General features: G+C 73.6%; 23 protein-coding genes. 15 read left to right on the plus strand and 8 right to left on the minus strand.

The annotated features are described in order from the left end of the window. Positions 1-442 precede the first annotated feature (442 nt). A complete protein-coding gene (locus SNOUR_RS30285; protein ID WP_067353287.1) occupies positions 443-667 on the plus strand; it encodes an I78 family peptidase inhibitor in 225 nt (74 codons plus the stop codon). 109 nt (positions 668-776) lie between these two features. Here the strand turns inward: SNOUR_RS30285 and SNOUR_RS30290 are convergent, their stop codons facing one another. Continuing rightward, positions 777-1,817 (minus strand): phosphatase PAP2 family protein, encoded by a 1,041-nt coding sequence (locus SNOUR_RS30290; protein WP_067353290.1) that lies wholly within the window; start codon positions 1,815-1,817, stop codon positions 777-779. Between the two features lie 265 nt (positions 1,818-2,082). Then, complete coding sequence (locus SNOUR_RS30295) at positions 2,083-3,276, minus strand: glycosyltransferase family 39 protein (protein ID WP_067353293.1); 1,194 nt, start codon at positions 3,274-3,276, stop codon at positions 2,083-2,085. 224 nt (positions 3,277-3,500) lie between these two features. Here SNOUR_RS30295 and SNOUR_RS30300 point away from each other — a divergent pair, with 224 nt between their 5' ends. Together SNOUR_RS30300 and SNOUR_RS30305 are read left to right on the plus strand one after the other, a co-directional pair. After that, a complete protein-coding gene (locus tag SNOUR_RS30300) occupies positions 3,501-5,156 on the plus strand; it encodes an MFS transporter (protein ID WP_067353296.1) in 1,656 nt (551 codons plus the stop codon). Positions 5,157-5,289: 133 nt separating this feature from the next. After that, a complete protein-coding gene (locus tag SNOUR_RS30305) occupies positions 5,290-6,483 on the plus strand; it encodes an acyl-CoA dehydrogenase family protein (protein ID WP_067353299.1) in 1,194 nt (397 codons plus the stop codon). A gap of 103 nt (positions 6,484-6,586) precedes the next feature. On the opposite strand, the gene SNOUR_RS30310 is transcribed toward SNOUR_RS30305, so the two are convergent. From SNOUR_RS30310 to SNOUR_RS30320, 3 genes are all read right to left on the minus strand, one after another. Further along, positions 6,587-7,036 carry a cell division protein SepF gene (locus tag SNOUR_RS30310; protein WP_067353302.1) on the minus strand — a complete coding sequence of 150 codons (450 nt, stop codon included), beginning with the start codon at positions 7,034-7,036 and terminating at the stop codon, positions 6,587-6,589. 452 nt (positions 7,037-7,488) lie between these two features. Further along, positions 7,489-8,442: an ABC transporter substrate-binding protein gene (locus tag SNOUR_RS30315; protein WP_067353305.1), complete on the minus strand. Its 954-nt coding sequence runs from the start codon at positions 8,440-8,442 to the stop codon at positions 7,489-7,491. Further along, the gene (locus SNOUR_RS30320; RefSeq protein WP_067353306.1) at positions 8,439-8,945 is read right to left on the minus strand and encodes a GNAT family N-acetyltransferase; all 507 of its coding nucleotides are present in this window, start codon (positions 8,943-8,945) and stop codon (positions 8,439-8,441) included. The genes SNOUR_RS30315 and SNOUR_RS30320 overlap by 4 nt, the downstream gene beginning before the upstream one ends. Positions 8,946-9,454: 509 nt before the next feature. Here SNOUR_RS30320 and SNOUR_RS30325 point away from each other — a divergent pair. The 11 genes from SNOUR_RS30325 (at position 9,455) to SNOUR_RS30375 (ending at position 22,070) form a co-directional block, all read left to right on the plus strand. Then, positions 9,455-10,318 (plus strand): amino acid ABC transporter permease, encoded by an 864-nt coding sequence (locus tag SNOUR_RS30325; RefSeq protein ID WP_067353309.1) that lies wholly within the window; start codon positions 9,455-9,457, stop codon positions 10,316-10,318. Then, positions 10,315-12,213 carry an FAD/NAD(P)-binding protein gene (locus SNOUR_RS30330; protein WP_067353311.1) on the plus strand — a complete coding sequence of 633 codons (1,899 nt, stop codon included), beginning with the start codon at positions 10,315-10,317 and terminating at the stop codon, positions 12,211-12,213. Before SNOUR_RS30325 ends, SNOUR_RS30330 begins: the two co-directional genes overlap by 4 nt. Continuing rightward, positions 12,197-13,132, plus strand: a complete 936-nt coding sequence (locus SNOUR_RS30335; protein WP_067353314.1) for an amino acid ABC transporter permease — start codon at positions 12,197-12,199, stop codon at positions 13,130-13,132. The genes SNOUR_RS30330 and SNOUR_RS30335 overlap by 17 nt, the downstream gene beginning before the upstream one ends. Next, positions 13,129-13,890: an amino acid ABC transporter ATP-binding protein gene (locus tag SNOUR_RS30340; RefSeq protein WP_067353316.1), complete on the plus strand. Its 762-nt coding sequence runs from the start codon at positions 13,129-13,131 to the stop codon at positions 13,888-13,890. Before SNOUR_RS30335 ends, SNOUR_RS30340 begins: the two co-directional genes overlap by 4 nt. A 77-nt stretch (positions 13,891-13,967) precedes the next feature. Continuing rightward, positions 13,968-14,936: an ABC transporter substrate-binding protein gene (locus tag SNOUR_RS30345; RefSeq protein ID WP_067353319.1), complete on the plus strand. Its 969-nt coding sequence runs from the start codon at positions 13,968-13,970 to the stop codon at positions 14,934-14,936. 69 nt (positions 14,937-15,005) lie between these two features. Beyond that, entirely contained in the window at positions 15,006-16,049 is a 1,044-nt protein-coding gene (locus SNOUR_RS30350) for an LLM class flavin-dependent oxidoreductase (RefSeq protein WP_067353320.1), read from the plus strand. Continuing rightward, entirely contained in the window at positions 16,046-17,416 is a 1,371-nt protein-coding gene (locus SNOUR_RS30355) for an LLM class flavin-dependent oxidoreductase (RefSeq protein ID WP_067353323.1), read from the plus strand. Before SNOUR_RS30350 ends, SNOUR_RS30355 begins: the two co-directional genes overlap by 4 nt. A gap of 1 nt (position 17,417) precedes the next feature. Then, positions 17,418-18,221, plus strand: coding sequence for a DUF1684 domain-containing protein (locus tag SNOUR_RS30360; protein WP_067353324.1), 804 nt, complete (start codon positions 17,418-17,420; stop codon positions 18,219-18,221). A 282-nt stretch (positions 18,222-18,503) separates the two neighbouring features. After that, positions 18,504-19,412: a S1 family peptidase gene (locus tag SNOUR_RS30365; protein WP_067353328.1), complete on the plus strand. Its 909-nt coding sequence runs from the start codon at positions 18,504-18,506 to the stop codon at positions 19,410-19,412. Positions 19,413-19,570: 158 nt separating this feature from the next. After that, the gene (locus tag SNOUR_RS30370; protein WP_067353331.1) at positions 19,571-20,497 is read left to right on the plus strand and encodes a slipin family protein; all 927 of its coding nucleotides are present in this window, start codon (positions 19,571-19,573) and stop codon (positions 20,495-20,497) included. Positions 20,498-20,999: 502 nt separating this feature from the next. Continuing rightward, a complete protein-coding gene (locus SNOUR_RS30375) occupies positions 21,000-22,070 on the plus strand; it encodes a S1 family peptidase (RefSeq protein WP_067353333.1) in 1,071 nt (356 codons plus the stop codon). Between the two features lie 123 nt (positions 22,071-22,193). Here the strand turns inward: SNOUR_RS30375 and SNOUR_RS30380 are convergent, their stop codons facing one another. Further along, positions 22,194-22,634, minus strand: a complete 441-nt coding sequence (locus SNOUR_RS30380; RefSeq protein WP_067353336.1) for a subtilase-type protease inhibitor — start codon at positions 22,632-22,634, stop codon at positions 22,194-22,196. A 321-nt stretch (positions 22,635-22,955) separates the two neighbouring features. Then, positions 22,956-23,672 (minus strand): TetR/AcrR family transcriptional regulator, encoded by a 717-nt coding sequence (locus tag SNOUR_RS30385; protein ID WP_067353338.1) that lies wholly within the window; start codon positions 23,670-23,672, stop codon positions 22,956-22,958. Positions 23,673-23,792: 120 nt separating this feature from the next. Here SNOUR_RS30385 and SNOUR_RS30390 point away from each other — a divergent pair, with 120 nt between their 5' ends. Then, a complete protein-coding gene (locus SNOUR_RS30390) occupies positions 23,793-24,563 on the plus strand; it encodes an SDR family NAD(P)-dependent oxidoreductase (RefSeq protein WP_067353341.1) in 771 nt (256 codons plus the stop codon). A gap of 155 nt (positions 24,564-24,718) precedes the next feature. Here SNOUR_RS30390 and SNOUR_RS30395 read toward each other — a convergent pair whose 3' ends face one another. Continuing rightward, positions 24,719-25,807 carry a YhgE/Pip domain-containing protein gene (locus SNOUR_RS30395; protein ID WP_067353343.1) on the minus strand — a complete coding sequence of 363 codons (1,089 nt, stop codon included), beginning with the start codon at positions 25,805-25,807 and terminating at the stop codon, positions 24,719-24,721. Positions 25,808-25,882 lie beyond the last annotated feature (75 nt).

Here is a 25,882-nt window from a genome sequence, read left to right on the forward strand (position 1 = left end):
CCCGGTCATGATCCTCGGGCGCGGGGCGCAGTGCGAGGGGACGCTCCGGTCCGTTCCGGTGGCATCCGTCCGGTGGTGACCCGGTCCGCGGGGCGATGTGCGGGAAATGTGTGTGGAATGTGTCTCGTTCGCCAATTCCTGGACGGCCGGAAAAGGGCGTCGGGTAAGGGGAATCCGGAGGAGCCGGACGATTAATTCCGGCGCGCTGTCCGGCCTTGCCCGAACCGTCGACACGCCCTTCCGCATCTGATCAAGAGAGAATTCCGGCCGCTTTGTTTTCCGCCCGGCCGCGGTGACGTACGGCGCGTAAGGGTGAGGGGTTCCGGCAAACGCAGGAGCGTTCGCTGTGACAGAAGTGTGACCAATGACGGACCGCCACGGCACGGCGATGTGCAGGTGACGGGCCTTCCACGCGCCGCCGCGGGCGCCTACGGTGGCTGCCATGGCACCCGAACCGAACCTTCCCGGCGACCTGCCGGAAATACAGGACGACCCCGAGACGTACGCCGGTCTGACCCAGGAAGCGGCCGAGGAGCGGGCCCGGACCCGGGGCTGGACCACCGTCCGGGCGGTCCCACCGGGGGCGATGATCACCATGGACTACCTCGTCGGCCGGATCAATTTCGAGGTCGAGGACGGCGTGGTGGTACGCGGCTGGGAGGGCTGACGGACCGCCCCCCGCCCTGCCGACACGGCGAAGGCCCCGGCCGCTCCGAGGTGGAGCGGCCGGGGCCTTCGTGCGGGGCCGGGGTGTGCGTACCGGGCCCCGGGAGCGGTCAGCCGGCGCCGTTGCGGGGGCGGCCGGCGGTCGGGCCGAACGGTGCGGCGCCGCGCGGGACGCGGTCCGCGTGCGGCGGCCGGCGGCTGCCCGTCGGGGTGACCGGGGTGCGCTCGGCGCGCGAGGTGTGCGGGCGCGGCGGGTGGTGCGGCCAGCCGTCGGGCGCGTGCGCGGTGCGAGGGCCGGTGGCGGCGCCGACCGCCTCCCGCACCAGGACCTCCCCGCCCTCCGGGGCGATCCGCTGCCGGGCGACCTCGGAGGCCAGTGCGCCGGCGGGCAGCGGGCCGCGCAGCGAGTCGGGGCGGAGCCGCAGCCACAGCCGCAGCAGGATGCCCATGAGCCGGTCCTCGACCCAGGTGATGCCGGGCTCCAGCCACGGCATCGCCAGCAGCACCAGCAGCCCCGCGGCCCAGCCCAGCAGGACGTCGCTGACCCAGTGGGTGCCGAGGTAGACCGTGGTCATCCCGACGCCCAGCGCGCCCAGCGCGGCGATCACCGACAGGGTGCGGCGGCGCAGCGGGGTGGTCGCCAGATAGGCCAGCACGCCCCAGGTGACGACGGCGTTCGCGGTGTGGCCGGAGGGGAATATGTCGCCGCCGAGCCACATCTCGTTGGAGCCGACCGTCGTCGCGTAGTGCGGGCCGAGGCGGCCCATGCCGAGCTTGGCGGCGCCGACGGTGATGTTGAGCAGCAGCAGCGAGGCGCCCAGCACCAGCAGCGGGTGGAGGTTGCGCTGCCGCCAGCAGCGCCAGCCCAGCCACGCCGCGACCGCCACCGCGGTCGGGCCGCGCTGCCCCAGCACGACGAAGTAGTCGAGGAAGGCATGGATCTCCGGCCACTGCTTGTACGGCCGGAACAGCATGAGCTGCCAGTCGATCGTGACCAGGGAGGTGTCGGCCAGTACCCCGACGACGATCGCCGCGTACACCGCCAGCGTGCCCCAGAACAGCCACAGCCGGGTCCGGGTCATGCGCGGCGGTCTGACGCGATCGGTCGGGAGGCGCTCCTCCATCTGGTCGAGCTTGTCATCGGTACGCACTCAAACGACGTTACCGCCTGTGATGTATGCACTTGGTCAAACCGTGCGCTTTGTAATGACGATGTGATGTGGAATGGGTCTCAATCCGGGCCGGGTTCCCGGGATTTCGAAGAGAATTTCTTGGGTACTGGATTCCGTTCCGGCCATCCGCGTGTCGCCGCCATAGACGCTTATCTGTTTTTCGCCGGCGGAGTTTATCTGTCATTCGCACGGGTGTCGCAGCGCGTTTTCTTCGGGGCGGCGATTACGGAGCGGGATCTTCCGGTCACGGCGGGCCGGAGCCGTTGAGCCAGAACGCGCCATAGACCGCCGAGCCGACCGCCACCACCCCGATGACCAGCCACGCCCGCACCGGGCGCCAGCGGGCCAGCCCCGCGGCGAGCGGCAGCAGCAGCGGGAAGGCGGGCATCATCAGCCGCGGCTTCGACCCGAAATAGCCCTTGGCGGTGAGCGCGATCAGTAGCACCGTCCCGCCGTAGACGGCCAGCGGCAGCGGCTGGCCCTTCCGTACGCCGTGCACGTACAGCCAGATCACCAGCGCGACGCCGAGCAGCAGGCCGAGGCCGGCGGCGAAGGCGGGTCCGGTGAGCTGGTGCCAGACGAAGGTGCCGAAGGCGATCCCGCCGTCGAAGCCGTTGTGCCAGCCGGCCTGGACGTCCAGATAGCCGGTGAGCGACCCCTGGCGGACGCTGACCCACAGGACGTAGCCGCACCAGCCCAGCGGTGCCAGCAGCACGCCGAGCAGCATCCGCCGGTGCCGGCCGCGCAGGAAGGCGCGCGGCCGGACCCCGCCGGCCCGCTCGTTCGCCACCGTCGCCGCCGCGGTGATCCACACCGCGGCGACCACCGCGGCGCCCACCGGCCGGGTCAGCCCGGCCAGGGAGGCCAGCGCGCCCGCCGCCACCCAGCGGCCGGTCAGCACGCAGTAGACGCCCCACGCCGCGAGGGCGGTGAACAGCGACTCCGAGTAGGCCATCGACTGGACGACGCCGACCGGCAGCGCGGCCCACAGCGCGGCCAGCAGCACCCCGGCCCGCGGCCCGTGCAGCCGCTCCCCGGTGAGGTAGAGCGCCAGCGCCGCGGCCAGCGACGCCAGCCAGGCCACCGCCATCCCGGCGTCCGCGGCGGACAGCGGGGTCAGTGCCGACAGGCCCCGCTCCAGCCAGGGCAGCAGCGGGAAGAACGCCAGGTTGGAGTGGACGTCGCCGTTGGCCAGGTGGACGGTGTAGCCGTAGCCCCGTTCGGCGACCCGGGTGTACCAGAGGGAGTCCCAACGGGCGGTCAGCAGGACGTGCCAGTCCTTGCCCTCGGCGGCCGACCACGCCCCGAGCGCGACCAGCCCCAGCAGCCGGATCGCCGCGTACGCCGCCAGGCCGGGGACGGCACGGCGGAGCGCGGCACGGACGGCGGGCGGACACAGGGCCCGGCCGGGTGCGGCGGTGGAGGCAAGATCGTTCACCCGGTCGATTATCCAGGTGGCGCGGACGCGACCGTCTGGCACGACCACGGGAACGTCGGGGCTGCGACGAGCGTCTCACCGTGAGGTGGGCCACGCGGGTCCCACGGGGACTCGCGTAGTCTGACGTCTCAACTCGCCCGTACCGCCGGTTCCGCCGGCGTGTCGTCGCGCCCGGGACCGGGGCCGCGAGAGCAGCACGGCGAGCGCATGACAGGAGGTTCTGGATGTCAGGGACGACCGCGTCCGGCAGGGGGCGGACGGCTGGTGTTCCCCGGCACACAGGCGGCGGTGTGAACCGCTGGACGGTGCTGACCGTGCTCTGCGTCAGCCTGCTCTTCGTCGCGCTGGACACCACCATCCTCTACGTGGCGGTGCCCTCCATCACCGAGGACCTGCGCCCCGGACCGGTCGAGCTGTTGTGGATCGTCGACGTCTACCCGCTGATCGCGGCCTCGCTGCTGATCCTCTTCGGCACGCTGGGCGACCGCGTCGGTCGCCGCCGCGTCCTGCTGCTCGGCTACGGGCTCTTCGCCCTGGCCTCGGCCGCCGCCGCGCTCGCGCCCAACCCGCAGATCCTGATGGCGGCCCGCGCGCTGCTCGGCATCGGCGGCGCCATGATCATGCCCGCGACGCTGTCGATCCTGCGTCAGGTCTTCCCCGACCGGCGGGAGCGGGCGGTCGCGATCGGGGTGTGGAGCGCGGTGGCCGCGGTCGGCGCCGCGGTCGGCCCGGTGCTCGGCGGCTTCCTGGTCGAGAACTTCTGGTGGGGCTCGGTCTTCCTGATCAACATCCCGATGATGGCGGCGATGTTCCTGATAGGGCGCTGGCTGCTGCCGGAGTCCCGGGGCGAGCGCAACGGTCCCTGGGACCTGCTCGGCGCGGTGATCGCGGCGCTCGGCGTGCTGGGCATCGTCTTCGGCGTCAAGCGGCTGGGCAGCGGTGCCCCGGTGGTCGGGGTGACGACGCTGCTGCCGATCGTCATCGGGGTCGTGCTGCTGATCCTCTTCGTCCGTCGGCAGGGGCGTCGCGCCCATCCGCTGATCGACATGCGGCTGTTCGCCCGGCCGGCGTTCGGCACCTCCATCGGCTGCATCGTGCTCGCCATGCTCGCGCTCGTCGGCCTCCAGCTGATCGCCGTCCAGTACCTCCAGCTGGTGCTGCATCTGAGCCCGTTGGAGACCGGGCTGCGGATGCTGCCGCTGGTGTTCTCCGCGATGGCCGCCGGCCTGACCGGCTCCAAGCTGCTCCAGGCCCTCGGCCCGCGGGTGATGGTCGTCGGCGGCTTCACCCTCACCGCGCTCGCGGTGCTCTCGCTGACCGCGCTGGGTTCCCAGGACCACTTCTGGCAGCTGTCCCTCGGCTTCGTGCTGCTCGGCTTCGGCTTCCAGTCCACGCTGTTCGGCGCGTACGAGTCGATGCTCAGCGAGGCCCCGGCCGCGCAGTCCGGCGGTGCGGCGGCGCTCGGCGAGACCGCCTACCAGTTGGGCGCCGGGATCGGTGTGGCGCTGCTCGGCAGCGTGATGAACGCCGCCTACGCGCCGGGGCTGGGCCGCGTCGAGGGGGTCTCCGACCGGGCCGCCCGCTCGGCCTCGCACTCGCTCGGCGAGGCGTACAAGGTCGCCGCCGGACTGGGCGAGCACGCCCGGGAGGCGCTGCGGGTGGCCGCCCGGGACTCCTTCGTCCACGGCCTGCGGGTCACCCTCGTCGCCAGCGCCGTGCTGCTGCTGGTCGGCGCCGGGATCGCGCTGCGGCTGCCGCGCCGGGCCGCGGCGGAGTCCGTGGAGCGGGACGCCGCCGAGGAGGGGGCGACGGCCGCCGAGGAGAGCGCTCCGGCCGTGGGGTGCGAGGGGACGCCGGCTCCCGCGAGCACCGGCCGCTGAGCCGGGCGGCACCCGCTCGCCGCACCGCGCGGCGGGGACCCTTGCCGGGCGGTGCCGGGGACCGTACCGTCGGACGCGCGTAACTACCACTGCTAGTTTTTCGCGCGAGCGCTGAACCCGCCGGAGGCCCGCCATGCCCGCAACGCCGTCCCCGCTTCCGCCGTTCGATCCCGGTGACCCCCTGGGCCTGGACGACCTGCTCACCGACGAGGACCGCGCGGTCCGCTCCACCGTCCGCCAGTGGGCCGCCGACCGGGTCCTGCCGCACATCGCCGACTGGTACGAGCGCGGCGAACTCCCCGACATCCGTGAACTCGCCCGGGAGCTGGGCGCGATCGGCGCCCTGGGCATGTCCCTGACCGGCTACGGCTGCGCCGGCGCCTCGCACGTCCAGTACGGACTGGCCTGCCTGGAGCTGGAGGCCGCCGACTCCGGCATCCGCTCGCTGGTCTCCGTCCAGGGCTCGCTGGCCATGTACGCGATCTGGCGCTTCGGTTCGGAGGAGCAGAAGCGGCAGTGGCTGCCGCGGATGGCCTCCGGCGAGGTCATCGGCTGCTTCGGGCTGACCGAGCCGGACCACGGCTCCGACCCGGCGGGCATGCGCACCTACGCCAAGCGGGACGGCACGGACTGGGTGCTGACCGGGCGCAAGATGTGGATCACCAACGGGTCGGTGGCCGGCGTCGCGGTGGTCTGGGCCCGCACCGACGACGGCATCCGCGGCTTCGTCGTCCCCACGGACAGCGCGGGCTTCTCCGCCCCCGAGATCAAGCACAAGTGGTCGCTGCGCGCCTCGGTCACCAGCGAGTTGGTGCTGGACGAGGTGCGGCTGCCCGCCGACGCGCTGCTGCCGGAGGCCCGGGGGCTGGGCGGCCCGCTGCGGTGCCTGAGCCACGCCCGCTACGGGATCGTCTGGGGCTCGATGGGGGCGGCGCGGTCCTGCTTCGAGGCGGCGCTCGACTACGCCCGCACCCGCGAGCAGTTCGGCAAGCCCATCGGTGCCTTCCAGCTCACCCAGGCCAAGCTCGCCGACATGGCGCTGGAACTCCACAAGGGCGTGCTGCTCGCCCACCACCTCGGGCGGCGGTTCGACGCCCGGCGGCTGCTGCCGGAGCAGATCAGCTTCGGCAAGCTCAACAACGTCCGCGAGGCGCTCGACATCTGCCGCACCGCGCGGACGATCCTCGGCGCCAACGGGATCTCCCTCGAATACCCGGTCATGCGGCACGCCACCAACCTGGAGTCGGTGCTGACCTACGAGGGCACCGCGGAGATGCACCAACTGGTGCTGGGCAAGGCGCTCACCGGTCTGGACGCCTTCCGGTGAGCCCCTCGCCGGGCGCCGGGCCCGGCGCTTCCCGGGGGACGCGGTAACCGGCCGCGGCCCTGCCGCCGGCCGGCCCCCGGCCGGAACGGATCCCGCGCCCTCCTCAACTCTGGTTGAAGAAACCGCCGTTGCGGTGGCCGCGGGCCTCGCCGGTGACGACCTTGTAGTCGGCGGGGGTGAGCAGGAACACCCGGGTGGCGACCCGCTCGATGGAGCCGCGCAGGCCGAAGGTCAGGCCGGCGGCGAAGTCCACCACCCGCTTGGCGTCGGCGGACTCCATGGCCGTCAGGTTGACGATCACCGGGACGCCGTCCCGGAAGAGCTCCCCGATGCCGCGGGCGTCCCGGAAGGAGGCCGGGGTGATCGTGGCGATGCGGGTGCCCTGGCTCTGGGCGGCCTCGTCGGCCACCTGGACCCGGGGGTCGGTCACCCAGGGGTTGCCGCCCGAGTCGGCGGACTCGGGCCCCTCGGCGTAGTCGTCGTCGTAGTAGCGCTCGTCATCGTTGTCGTCCACGAGGCCAAGCCAGGCACTCGCCTTGCGTACCGATCCCATTGACGCCTCCTCTCACCCGCGGCGTGTGCGTTCCGTTCTCCCTATCGTCGTCCATGAGGGCGAGGGTGTGCCAAGCGGATAGCCGCCGCACGGGGGGTTCGTGACATATCTGGTGCAAAGAGGGTGGTGCGCCGTCAGCTCGCGTGCCCTGGCGGTGAACTGACAGTACGAAAGGCATCACGGTAGGTACCCGCGTCATGGTGTCGACAAGTTGACTGCTCCGGATCGGGCCCACGCGCGAGGAGGTACGGGGGCGGGACCAGGGCGTATGTCGGTCCGGGCGACCGGCGTGGACGTCGCCCGATCACCGGGTGGCGGACCCCGCGGAGCGTCGTCGGGCGGGGAGGGGCCTGTGGCGCGGGCGCGGGGGGCGTGCCCGTCCGGCGGGGGCCCGGCGCGGGGCGCCGCGATCCGGGCCCGGCCGCCGACGGGTGCCGGGGCGCGGTGCGGGGTCAGCGGATCTCCGGTGGGCTGATCCGCGATGTCGCGATGGCCGAGGGGGTGGTGCCCCACTTCTTCAGGATCCTGTCGTAGGTCCCGTCCTTCTTCAGCCGGTTGACCGCGGCTTGGAAGGCGGGTGCCAGCAGTGTCCCCTTCTTGAAGGCGAAGCCGACGTCCAACCGTTTGAACTCGTTGAGGAAGCGCAGGCCCGGCTGTTGCTGCACCGCGTAGCGCAGCCCGTTGATGGTGCTCATCACCACGTCGCTGCGGCCCTGTTGGAGCGAGACCCACAGGGCGCCCTGGTCGGCGTAGGTCTTGACGTCGTAGGGCTGCTCGCCGGCGTCCGCGCACCGGTGCTTGTTCTCCTCCAGGGTCGTCTCGAAGGTGGTGCCGGCGCCGGTGGCCACCGTCAGGCCGCACAGCCGGGTCAGCGTGGTGACCTTCTTCAGCGGGCTGTCCCGGCGGGCCGCGAAGCCCTGGCCGTCGTTGACGTAGGTGACGAAGTCGAGGATCCTGCGGCGTTCGTCGGTGACGCCGAAGTTGCCGGTGCCCACGTCGTACTTGCCGCTGTCCAGCGCCGGCAGGATCGCCTCGAAGCCGGCCACCTCGCGGGTGAGTTTCAGGCCGAGGACCTTGCCGACCGCGTCCGCGAAGTCGATGTCCTGGCCGGCCAGGGTTTTGCCGTCGGGCAGGTAGGTGGCGCCGGGCGGGGTGCCGACGCTGCTGGCCAGGGCGAGGGTGCCGCGGGCGCGGACGTCGGCGGGCAGCAGCGCGGCGGCGGCCGGGTCCTCGCGCACGCCGGAGACCACGTCGGTGGTGGGGATCCGGGCGCTCGCCGCGGCCGGTCCGGCGTCCCGGGTGTCGGGGGCGGCGCCGCCCGCACCGCAGGCGGTGACCGTCAGGGCCGCGGTGACCAGGAGCGCCGCGGTGCGCAGCGCGGTGGCGGACGGACGGGTGGTGGTCATGGGCGCGGAATCTCCAGGTGCTTCTCGAACGGCAGGGGGCCGATCGACTCCGGGTCGGCGGTCAGGTCGAACAGGGGGCGGTAACCCGCCGCGAGGTAGAGGTGTTTGGCCTCCGGTTGGCGGGGGCCGGTGGTCAGGTAGAGCCGGGTGTAGCCGCGGCCGGCGGCGTGCTGCTCCAGGGCGGTCAGGACGCGGCGGGCCAGCCCGCGGCGGCGGTGCGCGTGGTGCGTCCAGATCCGTTTGAGCTCGGCGGTGTCCGGGTCGTAGCGGCGGTAGGCGCCGCCGGCGACCGGCTCGCCGTCCTCCAGGAGCAGCAGGAACGCGCCCCCGGGCGGGCCGAATTCGGCGGCCGGGTACTCCAGGTCCAGGTCGACGGGACGGCCGTAACGGGTGCTGTATTCGTGGGTGAGCTCGTCCAGCAGGGGGCGGGCGAGCGGGTCGGTGACGGCGGTGTGATGGATCGTCAGGCAGGCCGCGCGGGGCGGCCGTGGCGCGGCGGTCATCGGGGCGCCTCCGTGGCCGGCGGCGACACTCGGGCGTCCGAGCGCGCCGGATGGACGAGGGAGAACAGGGAGGAATAGGGGAGAGCAGCGAGGAACGGTGGAACCGTAGAGCGAGGGGAGGGGCGCGCCGAACGGCGCGTGGAGGTGTGAAGGCGCGCGGCGGGAAGGAAGGAGAACCGCGGGAACGGCCCGGCCTGCGGCGACGGGCCTCAAGGGCAGGGGGTCAGCTCAACAGGACGACGACCACACGCGACCGAAGTCGATGTGGTCACGGGTGACCAGCCGCTGCCGTGGATACATGCGACCAAGTGGAACAGGCATCCGTTTCCGCGTCAACCGCGACGTGACGCATCGCTCACCGCGTGGACGCCGCCCGAACACCCCTTGACAACCGGCCGTGTTCACCGCATAGCCTCAAAGGCCGGTCGTGCTGAGGGGCGCGACCCGTTCCGCCTGTGTGAAGGCGCTCGACTCCCGTGCTCGATCTGAAGCGTCCACGGAGCCTTCGCATGCCTTCCGACATTCTCGACGCCCCCGCCGTGTCCGCGGCGCCGCCCGGTGAACCGGACCGCGCCGCCCCGCGCATCGTGCCGCGCCGCCGCACCGGCCAGTGGGCGTCCGCCGCCGTCCTCCTCGCCCTGCTGGCGCTGGCCCTCGTCTCCGTCGTCCGCAACCCCGCCTTCCAGTGGGACGTGGTCGCCGACTACTTCCTGACCTCCGCCGTGCTGCGCGGCCTGGGGCTGACGCTCTGGCTGACCGCCGTGGTGATGGCGCTCGGTTTCGCGCTGGGCACCCTGCTCGCGGTCCTGCGGCTGTCCGCCAACCCCGTGCTGCGCGGCATCGGTTGGGGCTACGTCTGGCTTTTCCGGTCGATGCCGATCCTGGTGCAGCTGCTGTTCTGGTTCAACATCGGGGCGCTGTACCCGGTCGTCCTCGGCGTCAAGACCGTCGATCTGCTCTCGCCGGTGGCCGTCGCGGTCATCGGGCTCACCCTGCACGAGGCCGCGTACGCCGCGGAGGTGGTCCGCGGCGGTGTGCTCTCCGTCGACAAGGGCCAGTTGGAGGCCGCCCAGGCGCTGGGCCTGGGGGCCGGGCGGCGGCTGCGGCGGATCGTGCTGCCGCAGGCGATGCGGTCGATCGTGCCGCCGGCCGGGAACATGCTGATCGGCACCCTCAAGGGCACCTCCATCGTCAGTGTCATCGCCGTCCAGGACCTGCTCTACTCCGTCCAGTTGGTCTACCACCGCACCTATCAGGTCATCCCGCTGCTGCTGGTGGCGACCCTCTGGTACGTCCTGGTCACCTCGGTCCTGAGCGTCGGTCAGCGCCACGTCGAGCGGCACTACGCCCGCGGGACGGCCGGTGCCCGGTGAGCGCGCCGAACCCCCGCCGGCCGTCCGTGGTGATCGTGGGCGCCGGCCCGCGGGGCACCGGGGTGCTGGAGCGGATCGCCGCCAACGCCCCCGAGCTGTGGGGCGACGCACCCCTGGACCTGCACCTGGTCGATCCGCACCCGCCCGGCGGCGGCCGGATCTGGCGCCATGAGCAGTCCCCGCTGCTGTGGATGAACTCCACGGCCGAGGACGTCACCATGTTCACCGACGAGACCGTCGAGCAGGCCGGTCCGGTGCGGCCCGGCCCCTCGCTCGCCGCGTGGGCCCGCGCGGTGCGGGACGGGGAGCGCCCCGCCCCGCCCGGCCTCGCCGACGCCGTGGCGGCGCTGGGCCCGCGGGACTTCGCCGGCCGGCGGCTGCTCAGCGGCTATCTGCGCTGGGTCCACGAGGACGCGGTGGCCGCGCTGCCGCCCCGGGTCGCCGTGCACGAGCACCGGGCCACCGCGCTGCGGGTCTCCGGGGCGCGCGAGGGGCGCCAGCGGGTGTGGCTGGCGGGCCGCCGCGCCCCGCTCCTCGCCGACCTGGTGGTGCTGACGCTGGGCCATCTGGAGTCCCAACCCGCCGCACAGGACCGGGAGTTCGCCGGGTTCGCGGCCCGGCACGGGCTGACGTACCTGCCGCCGGCGTTCACCGCCGACAGTGACCTGGGCGCGCTGCGGCCCGGCGAACCGGTGCTGGTGCGCGGCTTCGGGCTGGCCTTCGTCGACCTGATGGTGCTGCTGACCGAGGGGCGCGGCGGGAAGTACACCACCGGCCGCGACGGCGTCTTGACCTACCACCCCTCCGGCCGTGAACCGGTGCTGCACGTCGGGTCCCGGCGCGGCGTCCCCTACCACTCCAAGATCGGCTACCCGCCGTCCGGCGAACGGCCGCCGCTGCCGCGGTTCTTCGGGCCTGCCGAGGTCGAGGCGCTGCTCGCCCGCCCCGGGGGGATCGACTTCGACCGGGACGTCCGACCGCTGATCGACAAGGAGTTGGGCTTCGCCCACTACCACCGGCTGTTCACCGCGCACCCCGCGCGCACCCGGATGGCGTGGCCGGACTTCGAGGAGGAGTACGCCGCCGGCGAGCCGGGCGGCGCCGCCCTCCAGGCGCTGGTCCGCGCCGCCGTCCCCGACCCGGCCGACCGGCTCGACCTGGACGCGCTGGACCACCCGCTGGACGGCATCCGCTACGCCGACGGCGCGGCCCTCCAGGCGGGGTTGCGCGGCCACGTCGAGGCCGACCTGGCGCGCCGGCACGACCCCGCGCACAGCCCCGACCTGGCGGTCTTCCTCGCGCTGCTGTCGGTCTACGGCCAGCTGACCCGGCTCGGCGACCACGGGCCCTGGTGGCACGGCTTCTTCAGCTTCCTCGCCTCCGGGCCGCCCGGGCCCCGGCTGCGGCAGCTGCTGGCGCTGTCCCGGGCCGGGGTGGTGCGCTTCCTGGGCGCCGGCCTCACCGTCACCGCCGACGAGGCCCGCGGGGTGTTCCGCGCCGAGTCCGTCAGCGTGCCGGGGGAGCGGACCGAGGCCCGGGCGCTGGTGGAGGCGCGGCTGCCGGAACCGTCCGTGGCCCGCACCCGGGACCGGCTGCTGCACGCCCTGCACGCCGACGGCGCCCGTGCCACGGCCGGCGGCCTGCTGGCCGTCGACCCGGCCGACGGCCGGATCCTGGACCGGGCCGGCCGCCCGCACCCGCGCCGGTTCGCCCTCGGCCCGCACACCGACGCCCGCGCCGGCGGGGCCTTCGCCCGCCCCCGCACCAACGCGCCCGCCTTCCGGCAGAACGACGCGACCGCGCGGGCCCTGCTCACCTTCCTCCGCGACCGCACCGCCCCACCGGTCCCGGTCCCCGCACTCACCCCGAGGACTGACCATGCCGTTGACCAGTGACCCCGCCGTCACCGGCGATCCCCCCGCCGGACCGGCCGCGACCACCCGCCCCGTCCCGCGGCGCGCCGGGCCACCGGGGGCCGACGACGACCCGGCGGACCTGAAGGTCGTCCCCGTGCGCCATCCCTGGCGCTGGGCGGGGGTGGCGGTGACCGCGGTGCTGCTCGCCCAGTTCGCGCACGGTCTGATCACCAACCCCGCCTGGGAATGGGGGGTGTTCGCCCGGTTCTTCGCCAACGGAACGATCCTGAAGTCGGTCGGGACCACCCTCCAACTCACCGTCTACGGCACCGCCCTCGGCTTCGCGCTGGGCCTGGTGCTGGCCCTGATGCGGCTGTCCGCCAGCCCGTTCCTGCGCTGGGTGGCCTTCGGCTACATCTGGGCCTTCCGGTCCATCCCGCTCATCGTCCAGCTGCTGTTCTGGTTCAACCTCGCCTATCTCTACAAGCGGTTGGACTTCGGGATCCCGTTCGGTCCCGGCCTCTTCCACTTCGACACCATGGGGCTGGTCGGCGCGATGGGCGCGGCGGTGCTCGGGCTGGCGCTGCACCAGGCCGCCTACGCCGCCGAGATCGTCCGGGCCGGCGTGCAGGCCGTGGACGCCGGCCAGTTGGAGGCCGCCGCCGCGCTCGGCCTGCCGCGGGCCCGCCGACTGCGCCGGATCGTGCTGCCGCAGGCGATGCGCTCGATCCTGCCGAACGCCACCAACGAGGTGATCTCCCTCTTCAAGGGCACCTCGATCGTCTCGGTGATGGCGATCGGCGAACTCTTCTACCAGGTCCAGGTCGTCTACGGACGGAACGGCCGGGTGGTGCCCCTGCTGATGGTCGCCACCGCCTGGTACATCCTCCTCACCACCGTGCTCTCCGTCCTCCAGTACTACGTCGAACGCCACTACGCCAAGGGGGCAGCGCGATGAGCGCGATGGTCGAGATCCGTTCCGTCCACAAGAGCTTCGGTTCCGTCGAGGTGCTGCGCGGCATCGATCTGGAGGTCGCGGCCGGCCGGGTGACGGTGGTGCTCGGCCCGTCCGGGTCGGGCAAGTCCACGCTGCTGCGCACCATCAACCACCTGGAGAAGGTCGACCGCGGCTGGATCAGCGTGGACGGGGCGCTGGTCGGCTACCGGAAGTCCGGCGACAAGCTGTACGAGTTGCGGGAGCGGGAGATCCTCAAGCAGCGCACCGGGATCGGGTTCGTCTTCCAGAACTTCAACCTCTTCCCCCATCTGACGGTGCTGGAGAACCTCGTCGAGGCGCCGCTGGCGGTGCAGCGCCGCCCGCGCAAGGAGGCCGAGGCCACCGCCCGCCGGCTGCTGGCGCGGGTGGGCCTGGCGGAGAAGGCGGACGCCTATCCCCGGCAGCTCTCCGGCGGACAGCAGCAGCGGGTCGCCATCGCCCGGGCGCTCGCCCTGGAACCCAAGCTGCTGTTGTTCGACGAGCCGACCTCGGCGCTCGACCCCGAGCTGGTCGGGGAAGTCCTGGACGTCATCAAGGACTTGGCGCACCAGGGCACCACCATGATCGTCGTCACCCATGAGATCGGCTTCGCCCGCGAGGTCGCCGACACCGTCGTCTTCATGGACGGCGGGCGGATCGTCGAGCAGGGCCCGCCCGCGCAGGTGCTCGACCACCCGCGCCACGAGCGCACCCGCTCCTTCCTCTCCAAGGTCCTGTGACCGTGCCCGCCGTCCCCGTCGGGTCCGCCGCGCCCGCCGTCCCGTCACCGCCCGCACCGTTCCGAAGGAGATCCCCCGTGATCCGCCGCGCGCTCGCCGCCGCCCTCGCCCTCGCCGCCGGCTCCGCCCTGCTCACCGGCTGCGGCAGCGGTGACGCGGCGAGCGCGGAGGTCGGCGTCGGGAACGCCGGCACGAAGATCAACGTCGGACCCGACCAGCACCGTGTCCGCGGCACCGAGGACCCCAGGAGCGCCGCGCTGGTGCCCGCCGGCGTCCGGCGCACCGGCGAACTGCGGATCGGGGTGGGCGCCGAGAGCAGCCCCCCGCTGAGCTTCTACGCCACCGACGACAAGACCCTGATCGGCGTCGAGGAGGACCTGGCCACCCTCGTCGCCGACACCTTGGGGCTGAAGCCGCACTTCGAGCCGCTGTCCTGGGAGAACCTCTTCGTCGGCCTGGACAGCGGCAAGCTCGACGCGGTCTTCGCCAATGTCACCGTCACCGAGGAGCGCAAGGACAAGTACGACTTCGCCACCTACCGGCTCGACCAGTTGGCCATGGAGACGAAGAAGGGCAGCGGCTGGAAGGTCCGCGGCGCCGCGGACGTGGCGGGCCGGACCGTCGCGGTCGGCTCCGGCACCAACCAGGAGAAGATCCTGCTCGACTGGAGCAAGGAGGACGAGCGGGCCGGCCGCAAGCCGGTGGACGTCAAGTACTTCCAGAAGCCCTCGGACGTCTACCTCGCGCTCCAATCGGGCCGGATCGACGGCTACTTCGGCCCCAACCCGACCGTCGCCTACCACGTCGCCACCGCCGGCGGGACCGAGAGCGCCGGCACCTTCTCCGGCGGCGGCGCCCACCTCAGGGGCGAGATCGCCGCCACCACCCGCAAGGGCAGCGGCCTGGTCGGGGCGTACGCCGCCGCCCTGCGCAAGGTCATCGACGACGGCCGCTACGCCAAGGTGCTGGCCCGCTGGGGGCTGTCCGGCGAGGCCGTGACGACCTCACGGATCAATCCGCCCGGCCTGCCCAGGACCGCCGACTAGGGCCTGTCCGACGGGTCAGGCCCTAGGGCCTGACCGCCCCCGACCCCTCGCACAGGAAGGCCCCACCCCATGCCCGAACCGCACCACCCGCCGCGGTTGGCCGTCGCCCTGGACGCCCCGGGCGTCCCGCCCCGCCACGACGCCGCCCACTACACCGCCCTCGCCCGGCTCGCCGAACACGGCACCCTGGACTTCGTCACCCTCGGCGACCGGTTCGGCGGCCCCGGCCCGGACGCCCTCGCGGTGCTCGCCCGGATCGCCCCGGACACCGAACGGATCGGCCTGGTCCCCACGGTGACCACCACCCACACCGAGCCGTTCCACGTCTCCACCGCCGTGGCCACCCTGGACTGGGTCAGCCGCGGCCGGGCCGGCTGGACGGTGGAGGTGTCCACCACCGAGGCCGAGGCCGCGCTCGTCGGGCTCCGCAAGGCAGCTCCGCCCGCCGAGGTCTGGTCGGAGGCCGGCGAGGTCGCCGACGTCGCCGGGCGGCTGTGGGACAGCTGGGAGGACGACGCGGAGATCCGCGACCGGGCCACCGGCCGCTTCGTGGACCGCGCCAAGCTCCACCACGTCGACTTCACCGGCCGCGCCTTCTCGGTCCGCGGGCCGTCCATCGTCCCCCGGCCGCCGCAGGGCCGCCCGGTGACCGTCGTCGAGGTGACCGGGGAGACCGGCGGGCCGGACCGGGGTCCCTCGGCCCGCCGGGAGGTGGCCGCCGCCCGGGCCGATGTCGCGCTGGTCAGGGCCGAGGATCCGCAGACCGCCGGCGCCGCCCGCGCCGACCTGCTCGCCCGTGCCCGGGCGCACGGCCGCGCCCCCGGCGGGCCGCTGGTGCTGGCCTCGCTGCCCGTCGAGCTGGAGTCGTCCGGCGACGCCGCCGGGCTCGCCGCCCTGCTCGGCGACTGGTTCGCCCAGGGCGTCGCGGACGGCTTCCACCTGCGCCTCGCCGACCCCGTCCGGGACCTGCCCCGGCTCGTCGAGGGCACCGTCCCGCTCCTTCGGGAGCGCGGCCTGCTCCGTCGCTCCTACGAGGGCACGACCCTGCGCGAGCACCTCGGTCTGCCGCGCCCCGCCAGCATCTACGCCCTCGCCCGGGAGGCCGCCCGATGAGCCCCGACCCCCGTCCCCGCAAGCAGATCCACCTCGCCGCGCACTTCCCCGGCGTCAACAACACCACCGTCTGGGCCGACCCGCCCACCCTCCGTCCGACCACCGCCCCGGCAGGAGGGACTTCGCCCGGCTCCGCCCTCGGGAGCCAGATCGACTTCGCCTCCTTCGTGCATCTGGCGCGGACCGCGGAGCGCGGCCGGTTCGACTTCTTCTTCCTGGCCGAGGGGCTGCGGCTGCGCGAGCACAAGGGCCGGATCCACGACCTCGACGTGCTCGGCCGGCCCGAGACGCTCACCGTGCTGAACGCCCTGGCGGCGGTCACCGAGCGGCTGGGCCTGGCCGGCACGGTCAGCGCCACCTTCAACGAGCCCTACGAACTCGCCCGCCGGTTCGCCTCCCTGGACCACCTCAGCGGCGGCCGGGCCGCCTGGAACATCGTCACCACCTCCGACGCCTTCACCGGGGAGAACTTCCGGCGCGGCGGCTATCTCGACCACGCCGACCGCTACACCCGCGCCGCCGAATTCCTCGCCACCGCACACGCGTTGTGGGACTCCGGGCCGGCCGGCGGGCCGCCGCGCCGGGTGGACCACCGCGGCCGGCACTTCGCCGTCCGCGGCGAGTTCGGCGTCGCACGCAGCCCGCAGGGCCACCCCGTCGTCATCCAGGCCGGGGACTCCGCCGAGGGCCGGGAGTTCGCCGCCTCCGCCGCCGACGTGATCTTCACCCGGCACAGCGGGCCGGAGGCCGGCCGGGCCTTCTACGCGGACGTCAAGCGCCGGCTCCCGGCGTACGGGCGACGGCCCGAGGACCTCAAGATCATGCCGGGTGTCACCTTCGTCCTCGGCGACACCCTCGCCGAGGCCCAGGAGCGAGCCGTCGAGATCCGCCGGCAGCAGGTCTCCCCGCAGACCGCGCTGCTCACCCTGGAGCAGGTCTGGGGCGTGGACCTGTCCTCCTACGACCCGGACGGGCCGCTGCCGGACATCGACCCGGATCCGCACGGCGAGCTGGCCCAGGGCCGGGTCCGGATCGCCGACCCGCAGGCCGTCGCCGACCGGTGGCGGGCGCTCTCCCGCGCCAAGGGGCTGTCCATCCGGGAGACCGTCATCGAGACCACCGGGCGGCAGTCCTTCGTCGGCACCCCGGACAGCGTCGCCCGCGAGATGGACCACTTCGTGCAGAGCGACGCCGCCGACGGCTTCATCCTGGTGCCGCACCTCACGCCCGAGGGGCTCGACCCGTTCGTGGAGCGGGTCGTTCCGCTGCTCCAGGAGCGCGGCGTCCACCGCACGGAATACACCGGGACCACCCTGCGCTCCCACTTGGGGCTGCCGGATCCGGCGCGCCCCGCACGGAAGGACTGAGATGACCAGCACAACGCAGCCGGACGCCGTCCAGGAGTGGCAGGAGTGGCGCGAGGGACGCCTGGCCGCGGTCACCGGTCCGCACGGTCCGCTCGCGCTCGCCGGCACGCACTGGCTCGCCGACCACCCCGACGGCCGGATCGCGGGGCTGCCGGGCCGCTGGACGGTCCCCGCCGACGGCGCCGCGGTGCTCCTGGAGGCCGGGCCCGAGGACGGGCTCACCGTGGACGGCGCGCCGGCGGCCGGTGCGTACCGGCTCGACCAGGACGCCGGGCCGGCGGCGGCCCGGGTCGGCCACGGGGCGCGCCGCCTGGTGGTGCTGCGCCGCGAGGGGCTGTGGGCGGTCCGCGACTTCGACCCGGACGCCCCGGCCCGGCGCGCCTTCGCCGGGATCGACGCCTACCCCTACGAGGAGCGCTGGGTGCGGCCGGGCCTGTTCCGCCCGTACGGCGAGCGGCGGACCGTCCAGGTGGCCAACGCCGACGGGCAGGAGCGGGGCTTCGTCCTCGGCGGGGAGCTGGCCTTCACCCTCGACGGCGACGAGCACACCCTCCAGGTCGCGGTGGAGCCGGACGGCTCGCTGTGGGCGGTGCTGGCCGACGCCACCAGCGGCACCGACAGCTATCGCTTCCGCTTCCTGCGCCCGCCCGCGCCGGCCGCCGACGGCACCGTGCCGGTGGACCTCAACCGCACCCAGCTGCCGCCCTGCGCCTTCGCCGACCACTTCATCTGCCCCTTCCCGCCGCCCGGCAACACCCTGCCGTTCGCCCTGCGGGCGGGGGAGCGGAACGCACTCGTCCGCTGAGCCGGAGACCGCCCCGCCCGCGGAGCGCACCGCCCCGGAAGCCGTCAACTCGGCTTCCGGGGCGGCGCGTTGGGGGCGCCCGGCGGGGTGGTGCGAGGGGTGTGGAATCGGGGCGGCCCTCTTGCGCCACGGGGTCGGCGCACCGGACATTCCCGGTCAGGAGCGTTTGTCAGGGGCACGCAAAGGACGCGGGGGTGTTCCCTCCCTCGTGCGTCGGTGTGCCCTTCGGCTGCGCCTCACCGGCCGCCCCTCGGCGGCCCCCGATCCCCCTCGGAGGAATCAGTGAGGAACGAGCGCACCACCCCCCGCAGCGGCGCTAGACGCACCCGGCTGATCGCCGTGGCGTCCGGACTGGTGGCCCTCGGTGCCGTCACCATCCCGACCGCCGCCGGCGCCCAGACCCCCGCCCCCGCCACGACGTTCGGCGCCGCCCAGCTCACCGCCGCGAGCAACGCGGTCCGCGGCGCGGACGTCGCGGGCACCGCCTGGCGGGTGGACCCGGCGACCCGCACCCTGGTCGTCACCGCCGACAGCACCGTCTCCACGGCCCAGATCGCCAGGATCCGACAGGCCGCGGGGAGCACCGCGGGCGCGGTCCGGATAGAGCGCACCGCGGGCAGGATCCGCAAGCTGATCTCCGGCGGCGACGCCATCTACGCGCCGAGCTGGCGCTGCTCGCTCGGCTTCAACGTCCGCAGCGGCAGCACCTATTACTTCCTGACGGCCGGTCACTGCACCGACGGCAAACCCCCCTGGTACACCGACTCCTCCGGCAGCACCAGCATCGGGCCGACCACCGGCTCCAGCTTCCCCGGCAACGACTACGGCATCGTCAAGTACACCAACTCCTCGGTGGCGCACGCCGGTACGGTCGGCAGCCAGGACATCACCAGCGCCGGGAACCCCACGGTCGGCCAGACGGTCACCCGCCGCGGTTCCACCACCGGCGTCCACAGCGGCAAGGTCACCGGCCTGAACGCCACGGTGAACTACGGCAACGGCGAGATCGTCTCCGGCCTCATCCAGACCACGGTCTGCGCCGAGCCCGGCGACAGCGGCGGCCCCCTCTACGCGGGCACCAAGGCGCTCGGCCTGACCTCCGGCGGCAGCGGCGACTGCACCAGCGGCGGCACCACCTTCTTCCAGCCCGTCACCGAGGCGCTCAGCGCGTACGGCGTGAGCGTCTACTGACCGGCGAAGGACCGAACGGCCGCACTGACGTAGGGGCCCCGCCGACCGGCGGGGGCCCCTACGTCAGTGCCGCGAGCCTCGACCGGTCCGTGGGCCGGGCCTACCATGGGAGACAAAGGCGACTCGGGCGACGTAACGGCACACTTCAGGGGGCCGTGATGGTCGGAGAACTGGTGGCGGCAGGAGTGGCGCTGGCCTCCGCGGGGACGGTCTATCTGATGGCCGCGGCGCGGGTGGTCAAGCAGTACGAGCGCGGCGTGGTGCTCCGGCTGGGGCGGCTGACCTCCCCGGTGCGCAGCCCGGGTTTCACCATGATCATCCCGGCCGTCGACCGGATGCGTAAGGTCAACATGCAGATCGTCACGATGCCGGTGCCCGCACAGGAGGGCATCACCCGGGACAACGTCACCGTCCGGGTCGACGCGGTGGTCTACTTCAAGGTCGTGGACGCGGCCGACGCGGTCATCCGGGTCGAGGACTACCGCTTCGCGGTCTCCCAGATGGCGCAGACCTCGCTGCGGTCGATCATCGGCAAGAGCGAGCTGGACGATCTGCTGTCCAACCGCGAGAAGCTCAACCAGGGCCTGGAGCTGATGATGGACAGCCCGGCCATCGGCTGGGGCGTGAGCGTCGACCGGGTCGAGATCAAGGACGTCTCGCTGCCGGAGACGATGAAGCGCTCGATGGCCCGGCAGGCGGAGGCCACCCGGGACCGCCGGGCCCGGGTGATCAACGCCGATGCCGAGCTCCAGGCGTCGCGGAAGCTGGCCGAGGCCGCCGCGGCCATGTCCGACCAGCCCGCCGCGCTGCAACTGCGGCTGCTCCAGACCGTGGTGGCGGTCGCCGCGGAGAAGAACTCCACCCTCGTCCTGCCCTTCCCCGTGGAGCTGCTGCGGTTCCTGGAGCGCTCCGGACTCCAGGCCCAGGCGCAGACCGAGCAGGTGGAGGCGGAGACCGAACGGGTCCGCGCGCAGCGGCCGGCGCCCCGCGACGCCGCCCCGTCCCCGGCCCCGGTGGAGAACGGCCAGGTGAGCGACGCCCTGCCGGCGCTGGAGGACCTCCCGGAGGCGGAGAAGCTCACCTAGGTCCCCGGCGGGCCCCCGTGGGCCCCGCCGTCCCTCTCCCGTTCGCAGCGTTCGCCGCCCTGTAACACCGTCATAGACGACCGCCGCGCCCCTCCGCGCGGCGGTTCCGTGCCGCCCGATGCTGCCGGCCCCGTGCCGTCGGCCCGCTGTCGTCGGTCCCGTTCGCGGTGGTGGGGTCGCTTTCCGGACAGGTGTGGCCCTCACACTTCGCGTGCCTCCGGGGTGGTCCGCGTGCCCTCTGATGTCCACACTCGGGACTCGGCCGCGCGGATATCGGTGTGAACGACGTGTGCCGAAAACGTGAACTCCCGCACCTGAGACCGGAACCCGGTCTTGTGCACGAGTGGGGCGGATGGGAATACTCGGCTTCGTTGGCATGGACGCGACGCCCTGCGGCGGCTGCCACGGGGCCGACCCGTCCGTGCTCGGTACCTCACACCTCACTCTCGGGCCCGCGCGACTCCCCACGGTCAGGGCCCATCCCCCCACGGGAGGCACTGAGTTGAAGCACCGACGCATACCCCGCCGCCGCACGATAGTGGCCAGCGCGGGCGCGCTCGCGCTCGCCGCCACCGCGACCGTCACCCTCGCCAACGCGCACGCCGCCCCCGCCCCCTCGGCGGCCACGCTCTCCCCGGCCGCGGCGACCACCCTGGCGTCGCAGCTCAAGACCGGTACGGCCGGCGCGTTCTACGACGCCAAGGCGCACAAGCTGGTCGTCAACGTGGTGGACGAGGCGTCCGCCGCGGCCGTCCGGGCCAAGGGCGCGGAGGCCAGAATCGTCCAGCACTCGATGGCCCAACTCGACGCGGCCCGGCAGACGCTGAAGACCAAGGCGACCATCCCCGGCACCGCCTGGGCCATGGACCCCAGGGCCAACAAGGTCGTGGTGACCGCCGACCGCACGGTCACCGGCGCCAAGCTGGACCGGCTCGCCAAGGTCGCCAAGGGCCTCGGCGACACCGTCGAGATCCGCCACTCCAAGGGCGCGTTCAAGCCCCTCATCGCCGGTGGCGACGCGATCTGGGGCAGCGGCGCCCGCTGCTCGCTCGGGTTCAACGTCACCAAGGGCGGCCAGCCGTACATCCTGACCGCCGGCCACTGCGGCAACGCCGTCCAGGAGTGGTCCGACCAGCAGGGCGGCCAGACGATCGCGACCACCGAGACCTCCAAGTTCCCCGGCAACGACTACTCGATCGCCAAGTACGCCGACGGCGCCAGCATCGACCACCCCAGCGAGGTCGACCTCTACAACGGCAGCACCCAGAAGATCACCAAGGCCGCGGACGCCACCGTCGGCGAGAAGGTCCAGCGCAGTGGCAGCACCACCCAGGTGCACGACGGCACCGTCAAGGCGCTGAACGCCACCGTCAACTACCAGGAGGGCTCGGTCGAAGGGCTGATCGACACCGACGTCTGCGCCGAGCCCGGTGACAGCGGCGGCGCCCTCTTCGACGGCGAGAGCGCCCTCGGCCTCACCTCCGGCGGCAGCGGCGACTGCAGCAACGGCGGCGAGACCTTCTTCCAGCCGGTGCCGGCCGCCCTCCAGGCGACGGGCACGCAGATCGGCTGACCCGCACGGCCGATCGGCTCCGGCCCACGGCGCGAACCGGCCCCCGGACGCTCTCCTCGTCCGGGGGCCGGTGCCGTTCCGCCGCATCGGCGCGTCGTTGCGTCGACGCATCGACTCGCCGGATCAGAACTCGAAGACCGAGCCCTTTCCGTCCGTCATCTCACAGGAGTTGGCGAAGACGTGGGTGTACGCGATCCGGCGGCCCTGCCAGACACCGTCCGCGGTGACCACGACGGGGGCCCAGATCTTGTTGCAGATCCGCTCGCTCGCGACCTCGGTGACCTTGTTGAAGTCGCCGGAGGCCGTACGCAGTTGGGCGCAGGCGGCTTTCGCGTACGGGTGGCTGCCGGATGCCGTCGGCATACAGCTCAGCGTCGCCGCGCGCAGTGACGTGGTGGTCGCGCGGCTGTCGCCCTGACCGATCGTCAGGACCATTTCGGTGGGTGCGTAGAGGCCGCCGGTCCGGGCGGGTTGGGCCGGCGCGGCGGCGGCGTGCGCGGTGGTGGACAGCGCGCCCAGGACCAGCGCCGCGCCGAGTGCGATCGCCCCAGTGATGTGCCGCATGACGAACTCCCTTGTTCGTGGGTGAAGATGCCGGACGGGAGTCTGGCCCAACCGCATCTCAAACGCACGCGGCCCGTTCACTTTCGGTCGATAGATGAAAGCTGAGGGTAATGGCGCGAAAGGTGTTCGAAGGGTGGGGGAGCGGGGCGTCCGGGAGCGGTCCCGGCCAGCGCGGATGAGAGCCGCCCGGCGGGGCCCGGAGCGCCTCCGGGCGGGGTGAATCCGGCCGCCGACCGTCCGTTCGGACGGGCTTCGATCTCCGGTGATTGGCCGAAGGCCGGGGCCTGGACCGCCCGGGGCCTTGCCCGGTGGATCAGGGGATCAGGGGTGGGCGGGCCCTTCGGGGGCGCCCGCGCCCCCCTCGCCGCGGCCGCCGGGGCGGCCGTCCAGTTCGGGCAGCCCCGCAGTGAGCGCCCGCATCCCGCGGACGACCAGCTCGGCGGGGCCGTGCGGGCCGTCCGCCGGCTCGTCGCCCGCGGCCCACTCCTCGACCGCCACCCGCAGCGCGGTGTTCGCGGCGGCCGCGGCCAGCCGCACCACCAGCGGATCGGCGCCGGTGAGCCGCGCCAGGACCGGCCGCAACTCCTCCTCGGAGTCGTGGTGCACGCGGTGCCAGACCGCGCGCAGCGCCGGTTCGCCGGGCATCGCCCGCAGCAGCCCGCGGGTCCAGCGCAGCGCCTCCTTCGCCGGCTCGTCGGCGGGGGTCAGCGCCCGCCGGGCGGCCCGCTCCAGCGCCACCCGGGGCGACGGGGCGCCCGGCCCGGCGGTGGTGGCGGCCAGGTCGCCGATCCACTGCCGGACGCCGACCGCGAGCAGCGGGGCCACGGCGTCCTCCTTGGTCCGGAAGTACCGGTAGAAGGTGCGCAGCGCGACGCCCGAGGCGCGGGCGATCTCGTCGGCGGTGACCCCGGGGCCGCGGTCCGCGAACAGGGCCGCCGCGGTGCGGGCGATCTCCAGCTGGGTCTCGGCCTTGCGGCGCTCGGTGAGGGAGGGACGCGCGGGGGTGGGTGCGGCTGTGGGGCGTGGTGCGGTGGGCATGGGGCCAGCTTACGGAGCGCGATGGCGCATCGGCATGTAGTGCGAATCTGGCACATCGTGCCAAGTGGGCGTACGGTGCGGGCACAGCCTCCAGAGACACTTCACGAACGGAGCAGCACCATGAACCGCTTTGACGGACGCCGCGCACTGATCACCGGCGCCGGCTCGGGCATCGGACAGGCCACCGTCCACCGGATCCTCGCCGAGGGCGGCCGGGTCGTCGCGGTGGACGTCGACGAGGCGGGCCTGGCGGCCACCGCCGAGCGGGCCGCCGCGGACGGCACCGCCGACCGCCTGGAGACCGCGCGGCTGGACATCGCGGACGAGGCCGGGGTGCGGTCCGGCGTGGCCGCCGCGGTGGCACACCTGGGCGGGCTGGACGTGCTGGTCAACGCGGCCGGCATCCTGCGCTCCGCGCACACCCACGCGACCACGCTGGAGTTCTTCAACAAGGTCGTCTCGGTCAATCTGACCGGCACCTTCCTGATGATCCGCGAGGCGCTGCCGGCCCTGCTGGAGGGGCAGGCGCCGGTGATCGTCAACTTCAGCTCCACCTCCGCCTCGTTCGCCCACCCGTACATGGCGGCGTACGCGGCCAGCAAGGGCGGCGTCCAGTCGATGACCCACGCCATCGCCAGCGAGTACAGCAAGCAGGGGCTGCGGGCGGTGTGCGTGGCGCCGGGCTCGATCGCCAGCAACATGACCACCGGCCGCGGCCCGGGGCTGCCCGAGGACGCCGACATGAGCCTGTTCATGAAGCTCGCCCCGGCCATCGGGCAGGGCTTCGCCGGCCCGGAGACCGTCGCCGGCGTGATCGCGATGCTCGCGTCGGAGGACGGTGCGTTCATCACCGGCACCGAGATCCGCATCGACGGTGGCACGCACATGTGACGGATCCACGATGGCCGGGAACTGACGGCCCGTAGGGGATCACCCGCGGGTCGCGCCGGCCGCGCGGGAGAATGGGCAACGGCGCCTCGTGCGTGCCGCGTCGGGAGGGGCGTGGCAGGCGCGGGGCGCTTCTCGTCGGTGCCGGGCGCCCGGGCTCAGGCCGGCGGGCGCTCCCCGACGCCGGCCGTCGCGTCGTCGGCCCGCTCGCCGTCGGCCCGCTCGTCGGCCGTCCGGTGCAGCGTCGCCAGGACGACGGTGACCAGTGCGCCGCCCACCGCCCAGGCGGAGAGCACCAGCAGCGGTCCGGTCAGCGCTTGGCCCCGGAAGTACGCGATCGAGCGCGCCGCCCAGGTGCCTGCGCCCGGCGGCAGCGCGGGCCCGATCGCCCGCCAGAACGGCGGCAGCAGCGGATACGGATAGGCGCCGCCCGCGCTCGGGTTGCCGAACACCACGATCACCAGGATCGCCAGGCCGATGCCGATGATGCCCAGCAGCCCCTGGAAGGCCAGGGTGGTGGCGCCCACCGCGAAGACGGTCAGCGCGCCCAGCCCCCACAGCCCGAAGAGGCTGCCGGGCAGCGCGCCGAGGACCGGGCCGACCACGAGTGCCCCGGCCAGCCCGGCGGCGATCGCGTAGAGCGCCAGCGCGGCCAGCCGGATGACCGCCCGCTGCCGGTTGGCCGGGCGCGCCCCGGCGCTGATCGCCAGGATCGCGGCGCACAGGTAGCCGCCCACGCACCACCCCACGACCAGGTAGAAGGACGACAGGCTGCGGCCGTCGCCGGCATCGGCCGGGACCACGTCCTCGGTGCGCACGGTCCGCTGCCGCTGCTTCTCGGCCGCCGTCACCACCGCCTCGACCGCCTGTGAGAGCGAGGCGCCGCCGCCGCTGGCGACCAGCAGTCGGTCGGTGGTGCCGCGCGGGTCGACGAGCAGCGCGGCGTCGAGGGTGCGGTCCTCGATCCGGCGCCGGGCGGCCTGTTCGGAGGCGACCGGGCGCGGGTCCAGCGGCGCGCCCGGGAGCCGGTCGAGGGTGCGCACCAGCTCCGCGCGGACCTGGGCGGGGGCGACCACGCCGAGCGGCACCCGGTCCGGCTTCGGGTGGTGGAAGGCACCGGCGTACGACGTGATGAACGCGACCATCAGGCCCAGCACCCCGATCACCAGGAGCGCCGCCCGGGTCGTCACCGCGCTCTTCACCTCCTCGGCGAGGGTGGGGCGGGTGCCGTCGTCGGTCGTGCCCATGCGCCGCTCCGTTCTGGGATTCGCAGCTGTTCAGGGGTTTTATATCTCTTTCGGTCGATATCTCCCGGCCGGCGT

The organism is Streptomyces noursei ATCC 11455, assembly GCF_001704275.1.
In the GTDB taxonomy this organism is placed as follows: Bacteria; Actinomycetota; Actinomycetes; order Streptomycetales; family Streptomycetaceae; genus Streptomyces; species Streptomyces noursei.